The 22,464-nt window shown below is 68.1% G+C and carries 21 protein-coding genes; 6 read left to right on the top strand and 15 right to left on the bottom strand.

The window, feature by feature from the left end; translation table 11 throughout:
• Nucleotides 1-5: 5 nt before the first annotated feature.
• The 3 genes from ACT2FV_RS04115 to ACT2FV_RS04105 form a co-directional block, all read right to left on the bottom strand.
• On the bottom strand, nt 6-755 hold the full coding sequence (locus ACT2FV_RS04115) for an electron transfer flavoprotein subunit beta/FixA family protein (protein WP_444503273.1): 750 nt from the start codon (nt 753-755) through the stop codon (nt 6-8).
• Nucleotides 756-793: 38 nt separating this feature from the next.
• Nucleotides 794-1,582, bottom strand: a complete 789-nt coding sequence (locus ACT2FV_RS04110) for an SDR family NAD(P)-dependent oxidoreductase (RefSeq protein ID WP_151049453.1) — start codon at nt 1,580-1,582, stop codon at nt 794-796.
• 62 nt (nt 1,583-1,644) lie between these two features.
• Entirely contained in the window at nt 1,645-2,490 is an 846-nt protein-coding gene (locus ACT2FV_RS04105; RefSeq protein WP_444503272.1) for an alpha/beta fold hydrolase, read from the bottom strand.
• Nucleotides 2,491-2,628: 138 nt separating this feature from the next.
• On the opposite strand from ACT2FV_RS04105, the gene ACT2FV_RS04100 reads away from it, so the two are divergent.
• The 6 genes from ACT2FV_RS04100 (at nt 2,629) to dmpG (ending at nt 9,402) form a co-directional block, all read left to right on the top strand.
• The gene (locus ACT2FV_RS04100) at nt 2,629-3,408 is read left to right on the top strand and encodes an SDR family oxidoreductase (protein WP_444503271.1); all 780 of its coding nucleotides are present in this window, start codon (nt 2,629-2,631) and stop codon (nt 3,406-3,408) included.
• Between the two features lie 150 nt (nt 3,409-3,558).
• Nucleotides 3,559-5,124 carry a DUF1302 domain-containing protein gene (locus ACT2FV_RS04095; RefSeq protein WP_444503270.1) on the top strand — a complete coding sequence of 522 codons (1,566 nt, stop codon included), beginning with the start codon at nt 3,559-3,561 and terminating at the stop codon, nt 5,122-5,124.
• A gap of 41 nt (nt 5,125-5,165) precedes the next feature.
• Nucleotides 5,166-6,548: a DUF1329 domain-containing protein gene (locus ACT2FV_RS04090; RefSeq protein WP_444503269.1), complete on the top strand. Its 1,383-nt coding sequence runs from the start codon at nt 5,166-5,168 to the stop codon at nt 6,546-6,548.
• A 110-nt stretch (nt 6,549-6,658) separates the two neighbouring features.
• On the top strand, nt 6,659-7,441 hold the full coding sequence (gene dmpE, locus ACT2FV_RS04085; RefSeq protein WP_059600521.1) for a 2-oxopent-4-enoate hydratase: 783 nt from the start codon (nt 6,659-6,661) through the stop codon (nt 7,439-7,441).
• Between the two features lie 13 nt (nt 7,442-7,454).
• Nucleotides 7,455-8,354 (top strand): acetaldehyde dehydrogenase (acetylating), encoded by a 900-nt coding sequence (locus ACT2FV_RS04080; RefSeq protein ID WP_444503268.1) that lies wholly within the window; start codon nt 7,455-7,457, stop codon nt 8,352-8,354.
• Nucleotides 8,355-8,370: 16 nt separating this feature from the next.
• A complete protein-coding gene (gene dmpG / locus ACT2FV_RS04075; protein ID WP_444503267.1) occupies nt 8,371-9,402 on the top strand; it encodes a 4-hydroxy-2-oxovalerate aldolase in 1,032 nt (343 codons plus the stop codon).
• A gap of 99 nt (nt 9,403-9,501) precedes the next feature.
• Here the strand turns inward: dmpG and ACT2FV_RS04070 are convergent, their stop codons facing one another.
• From ACT2FV_RS04070 to ACT2FV_RS04015, 12 genes are all read right to left on the bottom strand, one after another.
• Complete coding sequence (locus tag ACT2FV_RS04070; RefSeq protein WP_124622815.1) at nt 9,502-9,750, bottom strand: hypothetical protein; 249 nt, start codon at nt 9,748-9,750, stop codon at nt 9,502-9,504.
• On the bottom strand, nt 9,747-11,012 hold the full coding sequence (locus tag ACT2FV_RS04065; RefSeq protein WP_444503266.1) for an alkaline phosphatase family protein: 1,266 nt from the start codon (nt 11,010-11,012) through the stop codon (nt 9,747-9,749). The genes ACT2FV_RS04070 and ACT2FV_RS04065 overlap by 4 nt, the downstream gene beginning before the upstream one ends.
• Before the next feature lie 413 nt (nt 11,013-11,425).
• Nucleotides 11,426-11,689 (bottom strand): translation initiation factor IF-1, encoded by a 264-nt coding sequence (infA, locus tag ACT2FV_RS04060; RefSeq protein ID WP_059600526.1) that lies wholly within the window; start codon nt 11,687-11,689, stop codon nt 11,426-11,428.
• Between the two features lie 462 nt (nt 11,690-12,151).
• Nucleotides 12,152-12,355, bottom strand: coding sequence for a cold-shock protein (locus tag ACT2FV_RS04055; RefSeq protein ID WP_006483056.1), 204 nt, complete (start codon nt 12,353-12,355; stop codon nt 12,152-12,154).
• A gap of 308 nt (nt 12,356-12,663) precedes the next feature.
• Nucleotides 12,664-13,743: a Rieske 2Fe-2S domain-containing protein gene (locus ACT2FV_RS04050; protein WP_444503265.1), complete on the bottom strand. Its 1,080-nt coding sequence runs from the start codon at nt 13,741-13,743 to the stop codon at nt 12,664-12,666.
• A 68-nt stretch (nt 13,744-13,811) separates the two neighbouring features.
• Nucleotides 13,812-16,283: an efflux RND transporter permease subunit gene (locus tag ACT2FV_RS04045; RefSeq protein ID WP_444503264.1), complete on the bottom strand. Its 2,472-nt coding sequence runs from the start codon at nt 16,281-16,283 to the stop codon at nt 13,812-13,814.
• 99 nt (nt 16,284-16,382) lie between these two features.
• Complete coding sequence (locus ACT2FV_RS04040) at nt 16,383-17,342, bottom strand: WD40/YVTN/BNR-like repeat-containing protein (RefSeq protein ID WP_059600529.1); 960 nt, start codon at nt 17,340-17,342, stop codon at nt 16,383-16,385.
• A gap of 168 nt (nt 17,343-17,510) precedes the next feature.
• A complete protein-coding gene (locus ACT2FV_RS04035) occupies nt 17,511-18,716 on the bottom strand; it encodes an acetyl-CoA C-acyltransferase (protein ID WP_444503263.1) in 1,206 nt (401 codons plus the stop codon).
• 23 nt (nt 18,717-18,739) lie between these two features.
• A complete protein-coding gene (locus ACT2FV_RS04030; RefSeq protein ID WP_444503895.1) occupies nt 18,740-19,225 on the bottom strand; it encodes a MaoC family dehydratase in 486 nt (161 codons plus the stop codon).
• A complete protein-coding gene (locus tag ACT2FV_RS04025) occupies nt 19,225-20,025 on the bottom strand; it encodes an SDR family oxidoreductase (protein WP_124622825.1) in 801 nt (266 codons plus the stop codon). The genes ACT2FV_RS04030 and ACT2FV_RS04025 overlap by 1 nt, the downstream gene beginning before the upstream one ends.
• The gene (locus ACT2FV_RS04020) at nt 20,022-21,224 is read right to left on the bottom strand and encodes an acyl-CoA dehydrogenase family protein (protein WP_444503262.1); all 1,203 of its coding nucleotides are present in this window, start codon (nt 21,222-21,224) and stop codon (nt 20,022-20,024) included. Before ACT2FV_RS04020 ends, ACT2FV_RS04025 begins: the two co-directional genes overlap by 4 nt.
• The gene (locus ACT2FV_RS04015) at nt 21,221-22,462 is read right to left on the bottom strand and encodes an acyl-CoA dehydrogenase family protein (RefSeq protein ID WP_444503261.1); all 1,242 of its coding nucleotides are present in this window, start codon (nt 22,460-22,462) and stop codon (nt 21,221-21,223) included. The genes ACT2FV_RS04020 and ACT2FV_RS04015 overlap by 4 nt, the downstream gene beginning before the upstream one ends.
• Between the last annotated feature and the right edge of the window lie 2 nt (nt 22,463-22,464).

Raw genomic sequence — 22,464 nt, 5'->3', positions numbered from 1 at the left:
CCCTCTTACAGCACCTTGGCTTCGGTCTTCAGCTTCTCGACCAGCGTCTTCACGTCCGGCACCTTCAAGCCGGCCGCGCGCTTCGGCGGCTCGACCACCTTCAGCGTCTTCAGACGCGGCGTGACGTCCACGCCCAAGTCTTCCGGCTTCACCGTTTCCAGCGGCTTCTTCTTCGCCTTCATGATGTTCGGCAGCGTCACGTAGCGCGGCTCGTTCAGGCGCAGGTCGGTCGTGACGACGGCCGGCAGTTGAAGCGACAGCGTTTCCGCACCGCCGTCGACTTCACGCGCAACCGTGGCGCGGCCATCGGCGATCGTCACCTTCGACGCGAACGTCGCTTGCGGCAGGCCCGCCAGCGCGGCCAGCATCTGACCCGTCTGGTTCGAATCGTCGTCGATCGCCTGTTTGCCGAGGATCACGAGTTGCGGCTGTTCCTTGTCGACCAGCGCCTTCAGGATCTTCGCCACCGCCAGCGGCTCGACGCCGTCGTTCGATTCGACGAGGATCGCGCGATCCGCGCCGATCGCCAGCGCCGTGCGCAGCGTTTCCTGTGCCTGGGCGACACCGACCGACACCGCCACCACCTCCGTCACGACGCCGGCCTCCTTCAATCGCACGGCCTCTTCCACCGCGATTTCGTCGAACGGGTTCATCGACATCTTCACGTTCGCGATGTCGACACCGGTGCGGTCGGACTTCACGCCGACCTTCACGTTCGCGTCGACCACGCGCTTCACTGCCACGAGCGCTTTCAACTGCCTGTCTCCTGTTTCGTTTCGACCGCCGCGACGCGTCAGCGCGCGGTGTATCCGCCGTCGATCACCAGCTCCGCACCCGTCACGTAGCGGCCCGCCGGCGACACGAGATACAGGATGCCGGCCGCGATGTCGCGCGGGCTGCCGATCTTCGCCATCGGCACGTGCGTCTGCAGATAACTAAACACGTCGTCGGGGTTCTGCCCCATCTGGCGGAACGCCTCCTCGAGCATCGGCGTGCGGATATAGCCGGGGTGCACCGAGTTCGCGCGGATGTTCTTCGCCGCATACAGCATCGCGTCGACCTTCGCCATCATCCGCACCGCCGCCTTCGACGCGTGATATGCCGGCACGTCGGGACCGCCGACGATCCCGTACATCGACGACAGGTTCACGATCGAGCCGCCGCCGGCCGCCTCGATGTGCGGAATCGCGGCACGCGTGCACAGGAACACGCCGTTGACGTTCACGTCCAGCACGCGCTGCCATTGTGCGAGCGTGAGCTCGTGCGTCGGCACGTTGTGCCCTTCGATGCCCGCGTTGTTCACGAGCACGTCGAGGCGCCCGAAGCGCGCGACGATCTCGCCGAACACGCGCGCCACGTCGGCCTCGTGCGTCACGTCGAGCGACCAGAACGCGGCCTGGCCACCCTGCGCGCGGATTTCCTCGACCAGCGCTTCCGCCGGTTGCGACAGCACGTCGAGGATCGCGACGCTCGCGCCGGCCGCGGCCAGCGTGCGTGCCGTTTCCGCGCCGATGCCGCGCGCGCCGCCGGTGATCGCGGCCACCTTGCCGCGCAGGTCGAACAGGTCTTCGATGAGGTTCATTGTGTCTCCGTGTAGTCAGGCGAACCGGCCTCGAACGAGCCGGTCATCAAGGGCATCCGGCATTATCGCGCCGCGGCCGCGCCAGGCGCCGCCAGGAAATCAAGGCATTCGCGGTTGAAATACGCCGCGTGCTCGACCATGACCCAGTGGCCGCAGCGGTTCAGCAGCACGAAGCGCGCGTCGCGGCAGCGTTCGAGGAACGTCAGCGCGCCACCGACCGGATTGAAGCGATCGTCCGTGCCCCAGAAGCCGAGCACCGGGCAGCGCAGGTCGCCGAGCGCACCCGTCAGGTTCGGCACGCTCATCGTCGACAGCACTTCGGTAGGCTGCTCGACGCACACCTTCATCCGCTCGGCGACGAGCCCGTCGGTGACGATCGCCGCGTCGTGCACCAGCAGCGTCAGCAGCTCGCGCATGGTGTCGTCATTCATCTGGCGATTGGTGAACAGCTTCACCATCCGCTGGATTCCTTCCATCCGGAAATAGGTGTCGCGATCCTCAACGCCCCCCGGTGCCATCATGATCAGCCCGTCGACTTCGTCGGGATAATCGAGCGCGTATTTCAGCGCGATCGCACCGCCCAGCGAGTTACCGAGCAGCACGGCCGGCCCGATGCCGAGCGCGGACAGCTGCGCATGCAGCGCACCGACGAAGAAATCGAGCGTGTAGGCGACGTCGGACGGCTTCGACGACTGCCCGTAGCCCGGCAGGTCGACGACGATCGCGCGATGGCCGGCATCCGCGAACGCGGGGTAGTTGTGCTTGAAGTTGCTGAAACCGCTGGCGCCCGGGCCGCTGCCGTGGATGAACACCACCGGGCGGCCTTCGCCCGCCTCGAAATGATGCAGGCGCAGGCCGCCCGGTACGTCGGTGAAGATGCCGGTCGGCGGCGTCGTGGGGGTCGTCATCGCGGATTGTCTCCTTCGTCGATCGATGGATGCCTGCCACGATGATTGCGCCGCCGGCGCCGGCCGGCATCATCCTTTCAGACTACGAAACCGCGCGCGCTTGTTCCTATCATCGGGCCACCGAAACGGAGGCAGACGATGAACGGATTCGACTACAGCGGCAAGACGGTGCTCGTGACGGGCGGCACCAAAGGCATCGGGCGGCGCATCGCCGAGCGGTTTCTCGCGGCGGGCGCGCGCGTGTTCGTATGCGGGCGCAGCGCACCCGACACGCCGCCTTCGGCCGGCGGCCGAACGGCCACCTTCGTCGCGGCGGACCTGCGCGACATCGAGCAGGTTGACGCGCTGCTCGCGACGATCCGCGACGCCACCGGCTGCCTCGACGTGCTGGTCAACAACGCGGGCGGCTCGCCGTTCGTGCTCGCGGCCGATGCATCGCCGCGCTTCACCGAATCGATCGTGCGGCTGAACCTGATCGCGCCGCTGCAGCTCGCGCAACGCGCGAACGCGATCATGCAGCCGCAGCCGCACGGCGGCGTGATGCTGTTCATCGCGAGCGTCAGCGCATCGCGGCCCTCGCCCGGCACCGCCGCGTACGGTGCCGCGAAGGCGGGCCTCGTCAACGCCGTCACGTCGCTCGCGGTCGAATGGGCGCCGCGCGTGCGCGTGTGCGCGATCAGCCCGAGCCTCGTGCAGACGGAATCCGCGACCGAAGGCCATTACGGCGACGATGCCGCGCTCGACGCGATCCGCGCGACGATTCCCGCCGGACGGCTCGCGACGCCCGACGACGTCGCGTCGGCATGCCTGTTCCTCGCGTCGCCCGATGCGTCGTACACGTCCGGCGCGAACCTGCGGCTCGACGGCGGCGGCGAACGGCCCGCGTTCCTGGCGGCCTCGCAAACGGAACCACGCTGACGCGCGCGACGCGACCGACGCGCCCCGATCGTTTCCAGTCCTAGGGAAGTCATCTAGTTCATTTTGACGATTCCCTGCTACCGCGATCTCCCTACTCTGCCTCTCACGACAACCACAGTCGACCGTCGTCGATACCCCAGAGGAGACACCATGCATCAACGGATTTCGCGCCGTACCGACAAGCGGGCCACCGCCACGCTGTCGACGCTGGCCGCCGCGCTGCTCACGTGCGCCGTTCCCAACGCGCACGCAGGCAGCACGATCGACCTTGGCGCCGACACGACGCTGGACTACACGTTCACGTTGAGTTACGGCCTCGGCATGCGCACGCGCGCACCGAGCGGCAATTTGCTGACGCCCGCGAACATCAATGGCGACGACGGCGATCGCAACTTCGCGAAGAACAAGCTGATCGAGAATCAGGTCAGCCTGCTCGGCGAAGTGAACCTGAAGCACGACGACTGGGGTGTGCTCGTCCGCGCGAGTACGTTCTACGATCAGGCCTATCACCGCCCGAACTACAACGACGCTCCGGGTACCGTGAACCAGTCGGGCCAGTACAACAACTTCACGAGCGATGCCCGCTACTGGTCGGGCGGCCACACGACACTGCTCGCCGCCTACGCGTACAACACCTTCAAGATCGGCACGACGAGCCTGAACGTCAAGGTCGGCGACCAGGTGGTCGCCTGGGGCGAAAGCCTGTTCTTCCCGAACATCGCAGGCGCGCAAGGCCCGGCCGACGCCACCAAGTCCTATGTCGCCGGCGCTCAGGTGAAGGACATCCTGCTGCCCGTGCCGCAGATCTCGACGCAGTGGCAGATCACGCCGAACTTCAGCCTGCTCGGCTACTACCAGTTCTCGTTCCAGCAGAACCGCCTGACCGCGCCCGGCACCTACTGGAGCTATTCGGACGTGGTCGGCCCGGGCGCGCAGTTCATCATCGGCCCGGGCGGGATGATCATTCCGCGCGGGGCCGACGAAAAACCGAGCGCCCGCAACCAGTGGGGTATCGGCGCACGCTTGCGCGTGTTCGGCGATACCGAGCTCGGCGTGTATCACCTGCATTACAACGACATGAACCCGAGCGTCGTCACGTCGTTCTATCCCGTGCTTCAGTACCGGCAGACCTATTTCAACAACATCAAGCTGACCGGCGCGAGCTTCTCGACGCAGGTCGGCCCGGTCAACGTCGCGGGCGAAGCGTCATACCGCCAGGGCGCGGCCGTGCTCGTCAACACGCCGACCGGCGCGCAGGCGACGCGCGCGAACGTCACGCAGCTCAACCTGTCCGGCATCTACTCGATCGGGCCGAGCTTCCTCGCGAATTCGCAATCGCTGGTCGGTGAAATCACGTACGTGCACGCCGGCGGCATCTCGGCCGTCGACGGCTCGACGACCCTCGCGAACTCGCGCAACGCGCTCGCCCTCGAGCTGGCCTGGACGCTCAGCTACAAGAACGTGTTCAACGGCTGGGATCTCGACGTGCCGCTCACGTACACGCATGACCTGGCGGGTACCTCGCCGCTGGCCGGCGCGCTCGGCTCGCTGACGGGCCAGGGCGACCACCGCGTGACCGCCGGCGTCACGTTCACGCGCCTGAGCAACCTGTCGCTGGCGCTCGTCTACGCGAAGTTCCTCGGTTCGCCGAACCCCGTCACGCGTCCGCTTGCCGATCGGGACTACGTGCTGGCCACGGCGACCTACCACTTCTGAGCGGCCCGGCCGCTCGTCACTCAGCAAGAAGAGGATTTGTCATGAAACGAACTCGTCTCCCCCTCCTGCGCGCGTCGGTGATGGCCGCGTGCGCGCTCGTCGCGACGGCGTCGTTCCCGAAGGTCACGCCGGACGACCTGAAGGCGCTCGACGGCCCACTCACGCCGATGGGCGCGGTGCGCGCCGCGAGCAAGGACAGCAGCGTGCCGGAGTGGTCGGGCAAGTGGCTCGGCACGCCGCCCGACGTGCAGTACAAGCGCGGCAGCCGCTACCCCGATCCGTTCGCGAGCGAGAAGCCGGTCGCGACGATCACCGCGGAGAACATGGCGCAGTACGCGGAGCACCTGACCGACGGCCAGAAGGCGATGTTCAAGCGCTACCCGGCCACGTTCAAGATCAACGTGTACCCGAGCCATCGCGACTTCCGCTACGCGGATTCCGTCTACAAGGACATCCGCACGTACGCGCCGGATTCGACGATGACATCCGACGCAAACGGCCTCACGAACGCGCCACCGACGGTGCCCTACCCGATCCCGAAGACGGCCGCCGAGCTGCTGTGGAACCAGCGCTTCTCGTCGGCGATCGGCGCCGAGCAAGCGACCTACGACCAGGCGGTCGTGTACTCGGACGGCAACATCGCGTGGGGCAAGGTGCGCTACGACATCTACTCGCCGCGCAACTCCGGCAAGTTCGACGTGAAGAGCGACCTGAACAACCGCACGTACTACCGCAATGCGACGGAGCTGCCGTTGTCCGACCGCGGCTCGCTGATCGTCGGCTTCACGAACTGGGACAAGGCCGGCGCCGACAACTCGTCGCGCACGTGGATGTACAACCCCGGCACGCGCCGCGTGCGCCAGGCGCCCGAATACGGCTATGACCAGCCGCAGGGCCCGGGCGGCTTCCGCACCGTCGACGACGACCGCCTGTACAACGGCCCCGGCGACCGCTACGACTGGAAGATCGTCGGCAAGCGCGAGATCTACGTGCCGTACGACAACTACAAGGCGATGGACACCTCGGTGAAGTATGCAGACCTGCTGACCAAGGGCCACGAGAATCCGGCCTACATCCGCTACGAGCTGCATCGCGTGTGGGTGCTGCAGGCGACGCTGAAGAGCAATTACCGTCACCAGTATGCGAAGCGCGTGCTGTACATCGACGAGGACTCGTGGATGACGCTGCTCGCCGACAACTACGACGCGCGCGGCCAGCTGTGGCGCACCAACGTCGCGACGACGCTGTATGCGTATGACGCGAAGGTGTTCTACCCGGGCGTCGTGTTCTACCACGACCTGATCTCCGGCGCGTACATGGCCGACCGCCTGACGAACGAAGGCCCGATGCCGAAGCTCGACAACAGCCCGCAGTTCAACGAGGCGTATTTCTCGCCGGACGCGATCCGCAGTTCGGGTAACTAAGCAACCTGCTGACGCGGCACGCCCGCGACCCACGCGCCGGAGCCCCGCTCCGGCGCCCGACGCCGCCCGCGACGGCGGCCTTTTTCCATTCGAGATTCGAGGGCCCTTTCATGTCTTCCCGCCTGCATACGACGCTCGGCGACGAGCTGTACGCCGCGTGGCACGCACGCGCACCGGTCGCGCCGCTGTCGAGCCGCCCGCGCCGGCTGTCGCTCGACGACGCCTACCGCATCCAGCAGCGCTTCATCGAACGCCGCGTCGAGCGCGGCGAAGCGGTGGTCGGCAAGAAGATCGGCGTGACGAGCCAGGCCGTGCAGGACATGCTGAACGTGCGCCAGCCCGATTTCGGCATCCTGCTGTCCGGCATGCACTACGCGGCCGGCGAGGCGATTGCCACCGAATCGCTGATCGCGCCGCGCGCCGAAGGCGAGATCGCGTTCATCCTCGCGCGTGACCTGCGCGGCCCCGGCATCGACCGCACCGACGTGATCGCCGCGACCGCCGCCGTCGCGCCATGCTTCGAGATCGTCGATTCGCGCATCCGCGACTGGGCGATCCGCATCGAGGACACCGTCGCCGACAACGCGTCGTGCGGCGTGTACGTGCTCGGCGAAGCACGCGTCGACCCACGCACGCTCGACCTCGCCGCGTGCGACATGACGATCGAGAAGAACGGCGAGCGCGTCGCGCAAGGCCGCGGCGACGCGGCGCTCGGCCATCCCGCCGACGCCGTCGCGTGGCTCGCGAACACCCTCGCCGAATACGACGTGCCGCTGCTTGCCGGCGAGATCGTGCTGTCCGGCTCGCTCGCGAAACTGATTCCGGTCACAGCCGGCGACGCGCTGTCGATGCACATTTCCGGCATCGGCAGTTGCGACGTCCGCTTTATCTAAAGGAACGAACCTGATGAAGAAAATCAAATGCGCACTGATCGGGCCCGGCAACATCGGCACCGACCTGCTGTACAAGCTGCGCCGCTCGACCGTGCTCGAACCCGTGTGGATGGTCGGCGTCGACCCGGCATCCGACGGCCTCGCGCGCGCCCGCGAATTCGGCCTGAAGACCACCGACCAGGGCGTCGACGGGCTGCTGCCGCACGTCGTCGCCGACGACATCCGCATCGCGTTCGACGCGACCTCCGCCTACGTGCACCGCGACAACTCCGACAAGCTCACCGCGCTCGGCGTGAAGATGATCGACCTGACGCCCGCCGCGATCGGGCCGTATTGCGTGCCGCCGGTGAACCTCGACGCGCACCTCGACAGCGCGCAGATGAACGTGAACATGGTGACCTGCGGCGGCCAGGCGACGATCCCGATGGTGTACGCGGTGTCGCGCGTGCAGCCGGTCGCGTACGGCGAGATCGTCGCCACGGTCTCGTCGCGCTCGGTCGGCCCCGGCACGCGCAAGAACATCGACGAATTCACGCGCACGACGTCCGGCGCGATCGAACAAGTCGGCGGCGCGCGCAAGGGCAAGGCGATCATCGTGATCAACCCGGCCGAGCCGCCGCTGATCATGCGCGACACGATCCACTGCCTGACCGACGGCCCGCCCGACGTCGACGCGATCACAGCCTCCGTGCATGCGATGGTCAAGGAAGTGCAGCGCTACGTGCCCGGCTACACGCTGAAGAACGGCCCGGTGTTCGACGGCAATCGCGTGTCGGTCTTCATGGAAGTCGAGGGGCTCGGCGACTACCTGCCGAAATACGCGGGCAACCTCGACATCATGACCGCCGCCGCGGCCGCCACGGCCGAGCGTTTCGCCGAACAGATGCTGGCCGCTGCGGCCGCCACCGCTTGAGTCGAGGAGTCACACGATGTCACTTGCAGGCAAGAAGATCACCGTCCACGACATGTCGCTGCGCGACGGGATGCACCCGAAGCGCCACCAGATCACGCTCGACCAGATGCGCAACATCGCGCGCGGGCTCGATGCGGCAGGCGTGCCGCTGATCGAGGTCACGCACGGCGACGGGCTCGGCGGCGCGTCGGTCAATTACGGTTTCCCCGCGCATACCGACGAGGCATACCTGAGCGCCGTCATTCCGGAGTTGAAGCAGGCGAAGATATCGGCGTTGCTGCTGCCCGGCATCGGCACCGTCGAGCATCTGCGCATGGCGCACGAACTCGGCGTCGGCACGATCCGCGTCGCGACGCACTGCACCGAGGCGGACGTGTCGGAGCAGCACATCGGCCTCGCGCGCACACTCGGGCTCGATACGGTCGGCTTTCTGATGATGGCGCACATGTCGTCGCCGGAGCAGCTCGTCGTGCAGGCGAAGCTGATGGAGTCGTATGGCGCGAACTGCATCTACATCACCGATTCGGCCGGCCACATGCTGCCCGACGACGTGACCGCGCGGATCGGCCAGGTGCGCGATGCGCTGAAGCCGGACACGGAACTCGGCTTCCACGGCCATCACAACCTCGCGATGGGCGTCGCGAACTCGGTCGCGGCCGTTGCCGCGGGCGCAAACCGGATCGATGCGGCCGCAGCTGGCCTCGGCGCCGGCGCGGGCAACACGCCGATGGAAGTGTTCGTCGCGGTGTGCGACCGGATGGGGATCGAGACGGGTGTCGACGTGTTCGCGATTTCCGACGTGGCCGAGGATCTCGTCGTGCCGATCATGGACGCACCGATCCGCCTCGACCGCGATGCGCTGACGCTCGGCTATGCGGGCGTCTACTCGTCGTTCCTGCTGTTCGCGAAGCGTGCGGAAGCGAAATACGGGATTCCGGCGCGCGACATCCTCGTCGAACTGGGCCGCCAGCGGCTCGTCGGCGGGCAGGAGGACATGATCGAGGACGCGGCGCTGACGATGGTGCGGGCGCGGGAAGTCGCGGCCTGAGCGAACGTTGTAGCCATTCGTCCGGAAGCAACGGGAAACGGGGCGCAAGCCCCGTTTTCATTTCGGGTGTCGGGATCGATCCGCCCCGGCCACGCATCGTCAACGATGCTTCCCGCCGTGCCGCTTGCGCCGATGCGCCGCGCGCGCCTGCAGCAGCGTCGGCATCAGCTCCTCGATGTACTGCCGCGCCTGTCCGCGCGTCACGATCTCGCTGAAGCGCTGATGGGCCTTGTCATGGCCGACCAGCGCCGCATGCGCTTTCTTCAGGATGTGCAGATACGCGACCAGGCTCGTGCCGTCGCGCACGGGCAGCGCATCGCGCGGGTCCGGGGCCGGTGTCGTACTCATGATCCGATCCTTTGCGGGCAGTCGGTGCGGCAGGTTGTGGTGACGAGCGCCAGCAGGTCGTTCGCGAGACGGTCGCGGTCCGTCAGCGGCGCGAGGCCGAACAGCCGCTCGAGCGTCGCGGCGACCGACGCATGGTCGTACGGCGTATGGTCGACCTGCCCGGCCGCGACCCACGGCGAAATCACGATCGCCGGCACCCGCACGCCATACACGTCGAACCCGAAGCCGCTCGCGTTCAACGTCGCCGCCGCGCCATCGTTCGGCGGCGGCGCGGCGCCCGGCCTGACCGAATCGTAGAAGCCGCCATGCTCGTCGTAGCAGATCACGAACAGGCTGCTCTCCCACACCGGCGAATTGCGGATCGCGTCGTACACGCGCGCGGCGAGCTGGTCGCCACCGGCCAGGCCATCCATCGGGTGCTGCGAACTGCCGTTCCGGTAGGTGCCGTGCACGATGTCGCCGTAGCCGGGCTCGATGAACGTATAGCGCGCCGTATAGCCGGCCGCGAGATCGGCTTCGAAATGCGCGAGGTCGTCGATGTCGAAGAAGCTCACGCCCTTCAGCGATGCCACCTGCGGCACGTGGCCGAGCGGGTCGCCCGACTGGTCCTGGTAGATGCGCCAGTTGTCGTCGCCGAGCGCGGCGAAGATCGAACCTTTCGGATAGGGGAAGCCGTCGAACGCGTCCCATCCGGCCATTTCCTCCCTGGTCGGCGAATGGTCGAGGCCGGCCGACGACGCGCCGTGCAGGAAGAAGCGGTTCGGCCAGGTCGGCCCTGGCATCGACGCGTGCCACGCGTCGCACAGCACGAATGCGTTTGCCAGCGCGTAAAGCGACGGCGCCTGCGTCGCGATATTGACGCCCTGCATGATCTTGCCCGCATCGGCTGGCTGCGGCGGCGTGCCTTCGGAATGCGACGTCGCGTAGTTCGACACGAATCCCGAATTGTTGATGCTCGGATAAGGTCGCCCTTTGACGAACGGCACGCCCGTGCCGCAAAGCTGTTCGAGCACGTCGGTGAATTCGTGACACGGATCGGTCGGCATCCGGTCGGGTGCGCCGCCGCCGAACGGGTAGACCGCATCGCCGTACGCGTTGCTGTTACCCGGTGATGCGGCAACGATGTCGGGATAGCCCGACAGCGCGAACAGATGGTCGAACGAGCGGTTCTCGAGCATCAGCACGAACACGTGCCGGATGCGGTCCTGAACCGACGAAACTGCGGGAACTGAAGGAGCTGCGGGGGCTGCGTCTGCACTCATGGCGCCTCCTGGCGTCGCGCGACGAAAGTCCTGCTGGCACGATCGCGGCGGCACTGAAAGCAACTGAAAGAAAAGGCGCTGCAGCGTGCGCGGGCCGCGAATTGCCGACGAGTGTACGGCTACGCCGGCCTGCGCGTAAAGCCGGGCACGGCGCGCGGCAAGACACGGGCATTCAGCCGACGACCGGCGTGGGTGGGGAAAGCGATGCGCGGCGAATCGACGCGTGCGGGAAAAGCGAGCCGAATCGGGCGATTCGACCGGAGAGAATGCGGCCTCGGCCGCCGCAGCACTGCCCCGCCGCTGGCGACCGCCGAACGGCGCGAGCCGCGCCGTCCATCCGGTGTGCCCGGCCGCATCAACGGGCCGGACGGGTTTCGATCGGTGCGGCGTTGCGCTGCCCGATCGCTACTGCTTTAGCGACGCGGTTGCCCGGGGCGCTGCGGACGCGTCGAATTCGCGTCCTTGTGGCGGAAGTTGATGCGGCCCTTGGTCAGGTCGTACATCGACAGTTCCAGCGTCACGCGATCGCCCGCGAGAATGCGGATGTGGTTCTTGCGCATGCGGCCCGACGCATACGCGCCGACCACGACGCCGTTTTCCAGCGTGACACGGTATTTGCTGTCCGGCAGCACTTCGTCGACGATTCCGTCCAGTTCCAGCAGTTCTTCTTTTGCCAAACCAATTCCTCCAGACAAGGTGATGACCGCGGCCGCGGCGAGCTCACCGGCGCCGTGCCCCTCAACGGGACGGCGGCCGGCGGGATGCCGGGGATCAATTCGTTCAGACGGACGACGCGCCCGTCTTGCAATCGGAGCCCGGCGCAATGCGGCGGTCGGGCGGTCGGTGGCGGCGGTGCAATCGGCACCGCGCAAAGTCGGGACCGCGCCGTGTGCGGCATGGCGACGGTCTACTCGGGTTGCAGCATGGGCCGCTGGCGACGCGGCGAGCGCTTCGCGAGGGCGTTGGATCGCACGTCGTACGGACCTGCGATGGATGAGAGAAGCACACGACCGATGCATCGTGAATTCCGCGATGCATCGGTCGTGTGCGTCGAAACGCGCAGGACGCCGGCTCGGGCCGGCATCCGCGCGAAATTCGTCCGGCAGCGGCCGCCATTCGACGGCCGGTGCCGACGCGGCTTACTGCGGCGTGATGTTCGACGCTTGCAGACCCTTCGGGCCACGCTTCACTTCGAAGCTGACCTTCTGGCCTTCGGCCAGGGTCTTGAAGCCCGTGCCGCGAATTTCCGAGAAATGGGCGAACAGATCGTCGCCGCCGTTGTCCGGGGAGATGAAACCAAAGCCCTTGGTTTCGTTGAACCACTTGACGGTACCGGTATCCACAAATACTTCCTTAATACGATTGATACGAACGATGAACATGCGCCCGTGACAGGCACAGAAAGAATCAAAAGAGGGAGAGACCAACGACTGCCGCACCGCGTGCGGCCAATGATGAGCAATCGAACTTCTTGAAGACTTCGGTCTCGGACACTACGCGGTGCGGACCGATCCGTCAAGCTCTTTCGATACGATGCAGGCGCGCGGCAGCGCGCGCGCCTTGCCTGGCGGGGGTGCGCGGCGATCTGGAGGCGAAGCGATGCAGCCCCTATTTTCGCCGCGTTCGCCCCCGTTCACCCCGTTACTGCCCGTCACCGCGGTTCGAACACGTGATGCAGCGCCGGCGGCGTCGCACCGTCGCGGATCTTCATCTCGAACGTCTTGCGCGCGACGCTCGACGGCCGCACGTCGGCCGCGTCCAGGTAGAACTGCGAATACCAGTCGCGCATCTGGTACAGCGGCCCGTCGCCTTCGCACAGCAGCGGGTTGTCGATGCGCGTCTTGCTGTGCCAGATGTCGACGTCCTCGTAGAACGCGCGCTGCGCTTCCTTCACGTATGCGTTCGCGATCTCCATGTTCTGCGCGTCGCTCAGGCCGGCCACCTTCTTCACGATCACGCCGTAGCGCAGCTCGAAGCTGTTCATGTCGATCGGCACGTGGCAGTTCAGCAACACCGAGTGGATCGGCTGCCCGCCGCTCTGCCCCGTCATCTGCGTGATGTGCACGGCCGGCCCGAAATACGTCGACAACGCCGTCAGGCTGTCGCCGCCGAGCTTCTCGCTGCGACCGACCATCAGCTGCGTCGCCTTGTGATCCTCGAACAGGTTCGCGAAATAGTCGATCGGTGCGCGGTGCACGGTCGCGAAGTGCGCGACGTCCGAGATGTTGTCGACCAGCTCGCGGCAATTCGCCTGGATCACCATCTTGTCGACGACCCAGTCCGACCATTCGTCGGAGAAGCACACGTCGAGGCGCGGAATCGCGACTTCCGGCGGCGGCGCGTTGCCTTCCGGGTCGTTCCACACGAACAGCAGGTTGTTTTCCTCGCAGGTCGGCCACGCGCCGATGCGCGCCTTCGGCGGAATCCGCTTGCAGTACGGGATCGACGCGCACTGCCCTTCGCCGTTCCAGGCCCAGCCGTGGAACGGGCACACGAGGTTGTCGCCTTCGACCTTGCCGAGGCTCAGGTCGGCGCCCATGTGCGGGCAATACGCGTCGACGACGTTGATCTTGCCGGTCGAATCGGCGAACGCGGCGAGCTTGCGGCCGAAGACGTTCAGCGTGTGCGGCTTGCCGTCCTTGTAGTCGCGGGCGAGCCCGAGGCAGTGCCAGCCGCGCGCATAGCGCTGCGCGAGCGGCTGGGCTTCGATCTTGTAAGGGCGTGCGGACATGTGGGTTGACTCCTCTTGGTGGGACGCGCGGCGGCCCGCCGCGCACCGGGTAACGGGGGTTGCGTCGCTCAGCGCACCGGATTGCCGGGTTCGAGCGTGCGTGTCGGCTTGAGCGCGGGTGTCGGCGCGGCCTGCGGCGATGCCGGCTGCGGCTCGTGCGACACGCGGCGCTCGGCGCGCTCGACGCCGAGCCATGCGGCCAGCGCGGGCAGCAGGAACACCGCGCCGAACAGGTTCACGAGGAACATGAACGCGAGCAGCACGCCCATGTCGACCTGGAATTTCAGCGCGGAGAATGCCCAGGTGCCGACGCCGATGAACATCGTGACGGCCGTGAACAGCGCCGCGGTGCCGCGCTGGCGCATCGCGTCGGCGAATGCGTCCGGCAGCGTCGCGCCGTGGCGGATGTCGTGCTGCAGGCGTTCGTACAGGTAGATCCCGTAGTCGACGCCGACCCCGACGCCGAGCGTGATCACCGGCAGCGTCGCGACCTTCAGCCCGATGCCGAGCCGCGCCATCACCGCGTTGCACAGGATCGACACCAGCGTGAGCGGCACGATGATGCACAGCACCGCGCGCCACGAGCGGAACGTGACCGCGCACAGCAGCGCGATCGCGCCGAAGATCGACAGCAGCATCGCGATCTCCGCGTCGCCGACCGCCTCGTTGGTCGCCGCCATCACGCCGACGTTGCCGCCCGCGAGCCGGAACTCGACGTTCGGCGTGGGGTTCTCGGCCGCGAAGCGCTTGATCTCGTCGACGATGTGCGCGATGGTCGTGCCTTCGTGGTTCTGCGTGTAGATCAGCACCTGGATCGCCTTGCAGTTCGCGGTGTTCATCCCGTTGTCGGGATCGAACGCATTGGCGCCCTGCGTGAGCCCGTCGCTGGAGCGCGGCAGCGCGGCCCAGCGCGGGTTGCCTTCGTTGAACGCGGCGATGAACACCTTGCCCTGCGACGACACGCTCGTGACCGACTGCACGCCGGCCACACCGCGCATGTTCATCTCGAACTTCTCGATCGCGCTCATCACCGGGTAGTGCAGGCACGCGTCGTCGAAACCGGTCGTCTCGACGATCACCGACAGCACGTCGACACCGATGTTGTACTGGTGCGTGATGGCGGCGTTGTCGATGTTGTAGCGCGAGTTCGCGCGCAGCTCCGGCGCACCGGTGCCGATGTCGCCGATCTCCAGCTTGCGCGACTCGAGCGTGCCGTATGCGAGCAGCGCGAGCGCCACGGCGAACACGCCGAGCGCCGGCGCCGGCCGCGCGAACACCGCGAAGCGCGACCACTTCCCGCTGCCGCCCGCGGCGGCCGTGCGCTGGGCGCGCGCGAGCGTGCCGCGCTCGAGGCGCGTGTACGACAGCAGGATCGGCAGGAACACCTTGTTGGTGACGATCATGAGCAGCACGCCGAGGCACGCGGTGATGCCGAGCTCGCGCACGATGTCGATCCGGATCCGCATGATCACCATGAAGCCGAGCGCGTTGGTCAGCAGCGCGACCGTGCCCGGCACGAACAGCTTGCGAAACGCGTCGCGCGCGGCTTCGACCGACGACGCGCCGCGCACCAGCGCCTGCTTCCACGCGTTGGTCATCTGCACCGCATGCGACACGCCGATCGAGAAGATCAGGAACGGCACGAGGATCGACATCGGGTCGATGCCGAGCCCGAGCAGCGGCAGCGCGCCGAGCAGCCAGACGACCGGCAGCAGCGCGACGACGAGCGCGAGCACGGTGGTTTTCAGCGAGCGCGTATAGGCGAACAGCAGCGCGGCCGTCACGAGGAACGCCAGCGCGAAGAACGCCATCACGCCGGCGATCCCGGCCTCGACGTCGCCCACCAGCTTCGCGAAGCCGATGATGTTGACGTCGATGCCCTGCTTCGCGTAGCGCGCACGGATTTCCTCGAGCTGGCGCGCGACCGCGCTGTAGTCGAGCCGCTTGCCGGTGGCCGGATCGGTCTCGCGCAGTTCCGCGCGGATCAGCGCCGACTTCAGGTCGTTGCCGACCAGCCGGCCGATCTGCCCGGAGCGCGCGACGTTGCGGCGCACCTTCGCGAGATCGTCCGGGTTCGCGCTCGAGAACTGGCCGGGCACGACCACGTCGCCGCGAAAGCCGGCTTCGGTCACTTCCGTGTAGTGGACGTTCGGCGTGAACAGCGAGAACACGCGCGAGCGGTTCACGCCGGGGATGAAGAACACGTCGTCGGTCGCGTGGCGCAGCGCGTCCATGAACGTCTGGTTGTAGATGTCGCCGTCGCCCTTCCAGCGCAGGCTGACGAGGATCGTGTTCGCGCCGGGGAACGCGCCCGCGTAGCGCTCGAACACCTGCATGTACGGGTGCTGCATCGGGATCATCTTGTTGAAGCCCGGATCGAGCTTCAGGCGCGTCGCGGACAAGCCGAGCGCGAGCGTCACCGCGACGCACAGCAGCATCAGCAGCCGGCGCTGCCGGATGATCGTGTCGGCGCAGCGCTCGACGAACGCGGCGAGGCGCGATGCGGGAACGGCTTCGGTGGGGCGTGACAGGTCGTCCATGGATTTCTCGGGTCGGAACGGACGGGACGGACGATGCGGGCGAAACGGGTCGGCTCGGCGAGGCGAACGGATGCGGGCGACGGCAAGCGCCGCCGCGCATCAGGACGGCGACGCGGCGAGCGGCGCGACGCCGGCCTCTCCGCCGAGCAGCAGCGCGCCGGAGCCCATGTCGAGCACGGCAGCGAGGCTCTGTACGCCGCCGAGCTTGCGCACGTCGAAGGTCAGGCCGCCGTCGCGCGACGCGACGATCGCGCCGCCCTGGCCGACCAGCACGAGTTCACCGTCGGCAAGCTGGGTCGCGCCGAAGTACGACACCGGCACGCGGCTGTCGACGTGCGTCCAGGTCGCGCCGCGATCGGTGCTGCGCAGCACGTTGCCGCGCATGCCGTACGCGACCCAGTCGCCGTTCGCGAGCATCAGCGCGCCGAACAGCGAGCCTGCGTACGGCGACGGGAGTGTGTCCCAGGTTGCGCCGTTGTCGGTCGAGCGCAGCAGCGTGCCGCTCTCGCCCGCGATCAGCAGGTTGCCGTGGCTGTCGCCGACGATCGCGTTCAGGTGGCGGTCGCCCGCCGGCGTCTTCAGCGGCTGCCACGTGAGTCCGGCATCGTCCGAGCGCAGCAGCTGGCCGAAACTGCCGGCCGCGAACAGCGGGCCGTTCGCGCTGCCCCAGACGGACAACAGCGGATCGGAACGCGCGTGGTCGCTGTGGACCTCGCGCCAGTGCACGCCCGCGTCGTCGCTGCGCACGATCCGGCCGTCGTGGCCGACCGCGATGCCGAGCGTCGGCGTGATGAAGCTCACCTGCGTGAGCGTCGAGCCCTGATCGGGCGTCACCGAGGCCGGCCGCCAGCGACGGCCCGCATCGTCGCTCAGCAGAATCACGCCGCGCTCGCCGACCGCGACGATGCGCGTGCCGGCGCGGGCGAGCCCGTTGATCTGCAGGCGGTCCGCATGGATCGCGGTGACCGGGAACGCCGGCAGCGGTCGCGGCGAGAACGCGAACAGCGCGGCGCCGAGCACAAGCGCCGACATCGTGAGTCCTGGCAAGGTACGTTTCATCGGTTGTCTCCTGTCCTGGCAAGCGGCCCGGACCCGCGCCGACGCGCTCGCCCTGCCGCTGCAAGTCTCCGGGCCGTCGGTCGTTGCCGCGGCCTCGCATGGTTCCGAATGGATGGCGGCCGTTCCGGGCTGCCGGTCCGGCCGCCGGTGCGGCTGCGTCGAATGCCGTTACGCACCGACCTCGAACAGCGCGGCGGCACCCATCCCGCCGCCGATGCACATCGTCACGACCGCATGCCGCACGCCGCGGCGCGCGCCTTCGAGCAGCGCGTGCATCGTCATCCGCGTGCCCGACATCCCGAACGGGTGGCCTAGCGCGATCGCACCGCCGTCGACGTTCAACCGCTCGTCGGGAATGCCGAGCGTGTCGCGGCAATACAGCGCCTGGCACGCGAAGGCCTCGTTCAGCTCCCACAGCCCGACGTCGCGCACGGTCATCCCGAAGCGCGCCAGCAGCTTCGGGATCGCGAACACCGGGCCGATGCCCATCTCGTCCGGCTCGCAGCCGGCCACGGCCAGCCCGCGGAAGGTGCCGAGCGGCGCGAGCCCGCGACGCGCGGCTTCGGCGCGCGACATCACGACCACCGCCGCCGCGCCGTCCGACAGCTGCGACGCGTTGCCGGCCGTCACGAACTCGCCCTGCTCGACGACCTTGCCGCCGCTCCACGATGGCTTGAGCCCCGCGAGCCGCTCGGCCGTCGTATCGGCGCGCACGCCTTCGTCGCGCGCCGCGCGCACGGCCTCGTGACCGGTCAGGTTGCCTTCCTTGTCGAACAGCGCGCGCGTCACGTCGAGCGGCGCGATTTCCGCGTCGAAGCGGCCGGCCGCCTGCGCGTCAGCGGTGCGCTGGTGGCTCTGCAGCGCGAATTCGTCCTGCGCCGCACGCGAGATCCCGTAGCGGCGCGACACGATCTCGGCGGTTTCCATCATCGCCATGTACGCGGCCGGCTGGTGGTCGAGCACGGCCTGCGAACGCGCGCGGTAGCCGTTCTTGTGCTTGTTCTGCGTGAGCGAGATCGATTCGACGCCGCCTGCGACGACGATCCGCGCGTCGCCCGCGCCGATGCTACGCGCGGCGCTCGCGATCGACATCAGGCCCGACGAACACATGCGGTCGATCGCCATGCCGGGCACCGACGCCGGCAGCCCCGCCGCCGCCGCCGACAGGCGGCCGATGTTGTAGCCCTGCGTACCCTGCTGCGCGGCGCAGCCGATCAGCACGTCATCGACGTCGGCCGGCGCGACGCCCGCGCGTTCGAGCGCGGTGCGCACGACGTGGCCGCCCAGCGCGGGCGCCTCGGTGTCGTTGAACATGCCGCGAAACGCCTTGCCGATCGGCGTGCGTGCGACGGAAACGATGACTGCGTCTTCCATGAGCTGGCTCTCTGAATCTGGAACTAGAAGTAGTAACGGCTGATCGTGTCGGCAACGCAGCCGGGCTTGCCTTCGCCTTCGATCTCGACGGTCACGCGGATCCACGCCTGCACGCCGCCGTCGAGCGGCTCGATGCGCAGCAGCTCGCCGACGCCCCGCACGCGCGCGCCGACCTTCACCGGCGCCGGGAAACGGATCCTGTCGCAGCCGTAGTTGACGCCGAGCCGCGCGCCGTCGATGCGCACGATCTGCGGCAGGAAATGGTTGACGAGCGACAGCGTCAGGTAGCCGTGCGCGATGCACGCGCCGAACGGGCCGTCCTTCGCCCGCACCGGGTCGACGTGCACCCACTGGTGATCGCCCGTTGCGTCGGCGAAGCCGTCGATGCGGATCTGGTCGATCGCGAGCCACGCGCTCGCGCCGAGCGTGCAGCCGACGGCCGCCGCGAGTTCATCGGGATGCGCGAACACGCGGGGCGTCGCGCGCACGGGGTCGAGGGTCGTCTCCATCATGCGTGCTGGCTGCTGACCGACAGCACTTCGCCCGTCATGTACGACGCGTAATCGCTTGCAAGGAACACCATCACGTTCGCGACCTCCCAGACTTCGGCGGCGCGCCCGAAGGCTTCGCGCGACGCCAGTTGATTCAGCAAGTCGGCCGGGGCCGACTTCTTCAGAAAATCGTGCATCGCGATGCTCGGCGCGACCGCGTTGATGCGCACTCCGTAAGGCGACGCCTCGAGCGCCGCGCAGCGCGTAAGCGCCATCACGCCCGCCTTCGCCGCCGCGTAGTGCGCCTGTTCCGCCTGCGCACGCCAGCCGAGCACCGATGCGTTGTTGACGATCGCGCCGCGGCCGCGGGCCTGCATGTGCGGCAGCATCGCGCGCATCATCCGGAACGTCCCGGTAAGGCTAATGTCGATCACCCGCGACCATTCGGCATCGTCCATTTCGACGATGCGTTTGGCGCCGCCGAGCCCGGCGTTGTTGATCAGTACGTCGACGCCGTCGAGCTTGTCCTGCGCATCGGCCACGAGGGCCTGCACGTCGTCCTCGACCGCGACGTTGCACAGGCGGCCGTAGACCTGCCGCAGCCCCGTTTCGGCGCGCAGCGTCTCCACTGCCTGTTCGAGGCGCTTCTCGTGGATGTCGGAGATGAACAGCGCGCGGCAGCCTTCCTCCGCGCAGCGGCGCGCGGCCGCGAAGCCGATGCCGGCGCCGGCGGCGGCCGTGATCAGCACCGATTTGCCGGCGAGCAGCTGGTGGCCCGGCACGTAGGCCGGCGCTTTCTGGATCTGGGGTTCGGTCATGCTGTGCCTCGTGGTTCTCTGGGCATGCCGAGCCCGCGCTCGGCCATGATGTTGAGCTGGATTTCGTTGGTGCCGGCGTAGATCGTGTCCGCACGGGAGAACAGGAATACGCGCTGCAGATGGGTGAGCTTCTCGTCGGCCGGATCGATCACGTTCGCGCGCGGCCCGAGTGCGTCCATCGCGAGCTGGCCGAGGTCGCGGTGCCAGTTCGACCAGAAGTACTTGTAGATCAGCGCCTCGCGGCGCAGCGGTGCGGTGGCGCCGCCGTTCGCGTCGTCCGCGCCGGACAGCATCCGCAGCGCGTTGTAGCGCATCACGCGCAGCCCGGCCCACGCGCGGCCGATCCGCTGGCGCAGCACCGGGTCGCGATCGGCGCCCGATTCCCGCGCGGCGTCGATCACCCATTCGAGCTCGCGGACGAACTGCATCTGCTGGCCGAGCGTCGACATCCCGCGCTCGAAGCCGAGCAGCGTCATGGCGATCCGCCAGCCGTCGCCCGGCGCGCCGACCAGGTCGCGTGCTTGCGCGCGCGCACCGTCGAAAAACACTTCGTTGAATTCGGCGCCGCCGTTGAGCTGCCTGATCGGGCGGATCTCAATGCCCGGCTGGTCGAGCGGCATCAGCAGGAACGACAGCCCCTTGTTGCCCTTCGATGCCGGATCGGTGCGCGCGAGCACGAAGATCCAGTCGGAATCGTGCGCGAGCGACGTCCACACCTTCTGGCCGTACACGCGCCAGGTGCCGTCGGTGTCCTGCTCGGCACGCGTGCGCACGTTCGCGAGATCGGAGCCCGCGCCCGGCTCCGAGTAGCCCTGGCACCAGAACTGCGTGCCGGCGAGAATGCCGGGCAGAAAGCGCGCGCGCTGGTCGTCGGTGCCGCACGCGACGAGCGTCGGCCCGAGCAGCCCTTCGCCGATATGGCCCATCCGGCCGGGGCCGCCGGCGCGCGCATATTCCTCGTGGAAGATCACCTGCTCGGCGACCGTGAAGCCACGGCCGCCCGCGTCGGTGTGCCAGCCGAGGCCGGTCCAGCCACCGTGCGCCAGTTCCCGTTCCCACGCCTTGCGCAGCGCCGGAAACGCTTCCTCGTCGCCGGGGCCGCCGCGAAATTTCAGGCAGGCGAATTCGCCGGTCAGGTGCGACTGCACCCAGTCGGCGACTTCGTGCCGCAATTGCTGTTCGCGCGTTTCGCTGTTCATTGGAGTGCTCCCGTGCGCGCGGCGGACGCACGCGTGGCCATCGACGCCTGTGCCGATGTCGGTGCCGCCTCGCGCCGCGACGTGTCGCCGTCGATCGCGTGGCGTGCGAGCCATTCGAGCAGTTGCGGCGTGCTGCCGAACTGCGCGAGCGACGCCTGCGCGCGCTTGAAGTAGAGATGCGGGTCGTATTCCCACGTGAAGCCGACACCGCCGTGCAACTGGATCGCTTCCTGCGCGCAGAACGCATACGCGTCGTTCGCGGCGGCTTTCGCGGCCGCGACGTCGCCGCGCAACGTCGCGCCCGGCACCGCCCCGCCCGCTTCCGCATCCCATGCGTGCGCCGCGCCGAGCACGGCCGAGCGTGCGGATTCAATCAGCACCATCATCTGCGCGCAGCGATGCTTGACGGCCTGGAACGACGCGATCGCGCGGCCGAACTGCACGCGCTGGCCCGTGTAGTCGAGCGTCAGGTCGAGGCATTGCTGTGCGCCGCCGAGCTGCTCGGCGGCCAGCGCGAGCGCCGCGAACCAACCGGCGCGCTCGAGCACCTGCGAGGCAACAGCGCCGCCGGCGAACAACGCATCGCGGTTCACACGGATTTCGTCGAGGACGATGCGCGCGATCGGCCGCGTCGCGTCGAGCGTGTCGAGCGGCGTGATGCTCAGGCCGGGCGCCGTCGCGACGTCGATCGCGAACAGGCCGATCGACTGCCCTTCGTTCGCGATCCGCGCGGGAATCAGCAGCAGATCGGCGCGCGCCCCGTCGATCACCTGTTCGATCGTGCCGGACAGCGCATAGCCGCCCGCTGCTTCTTCCGCGACGACCGGCAACTGCCCGGCACCGGCCGGAAGCTCGAACGGCAATGCCAGCGTCGCGCTGCATGCACCTTCGGCGATCTTCGCGAGCCAGCCGGTCGCGGGCGGCGAGTCGGGGCAGCTCGCCAGCGCGGTCGCAGCCAGGCACGCGGTCGAAAAATACGGCACGCACGCGACGCGCCGGCCGAGCTGTTCCATCAACAGTGTCTGTTCGACCGCGCCGAGCCCCATCCCGCCTGCCGCCTCCGGCAGCGACAGCGCGTTCCAGCCGAGCTCGCCTGCGAGCGCGGCCCACAGCGCGTCGTCACGCCCGGCCGATTGCTCGAGCGCGCGGCGCACGTCGGCGGACGCGCTGCGTTCGGCGAGCACGTCGGCCGCCGCGTCGCGGATCATCGCCTGTTCGTCGGTGAGCGCCAGATCCATGC

The sequence above is a fragment of the Burkholderia sp. PR2 genome, from assembly GCF_052372875.1.
In the GTDB taxonomy this organism is placed as follows: Bacteria; Pseudomonadota; Gammaproteobacteria; order Burkholderiales; family Burkholderiaceae; genus Burkholderia; species Burkholderia diffusa.
The sequence above is the reverse complement of the archived record's forward strand: the minus strand, read 5'-3'. Positions and strand labels throughout refer to the sequence as shown.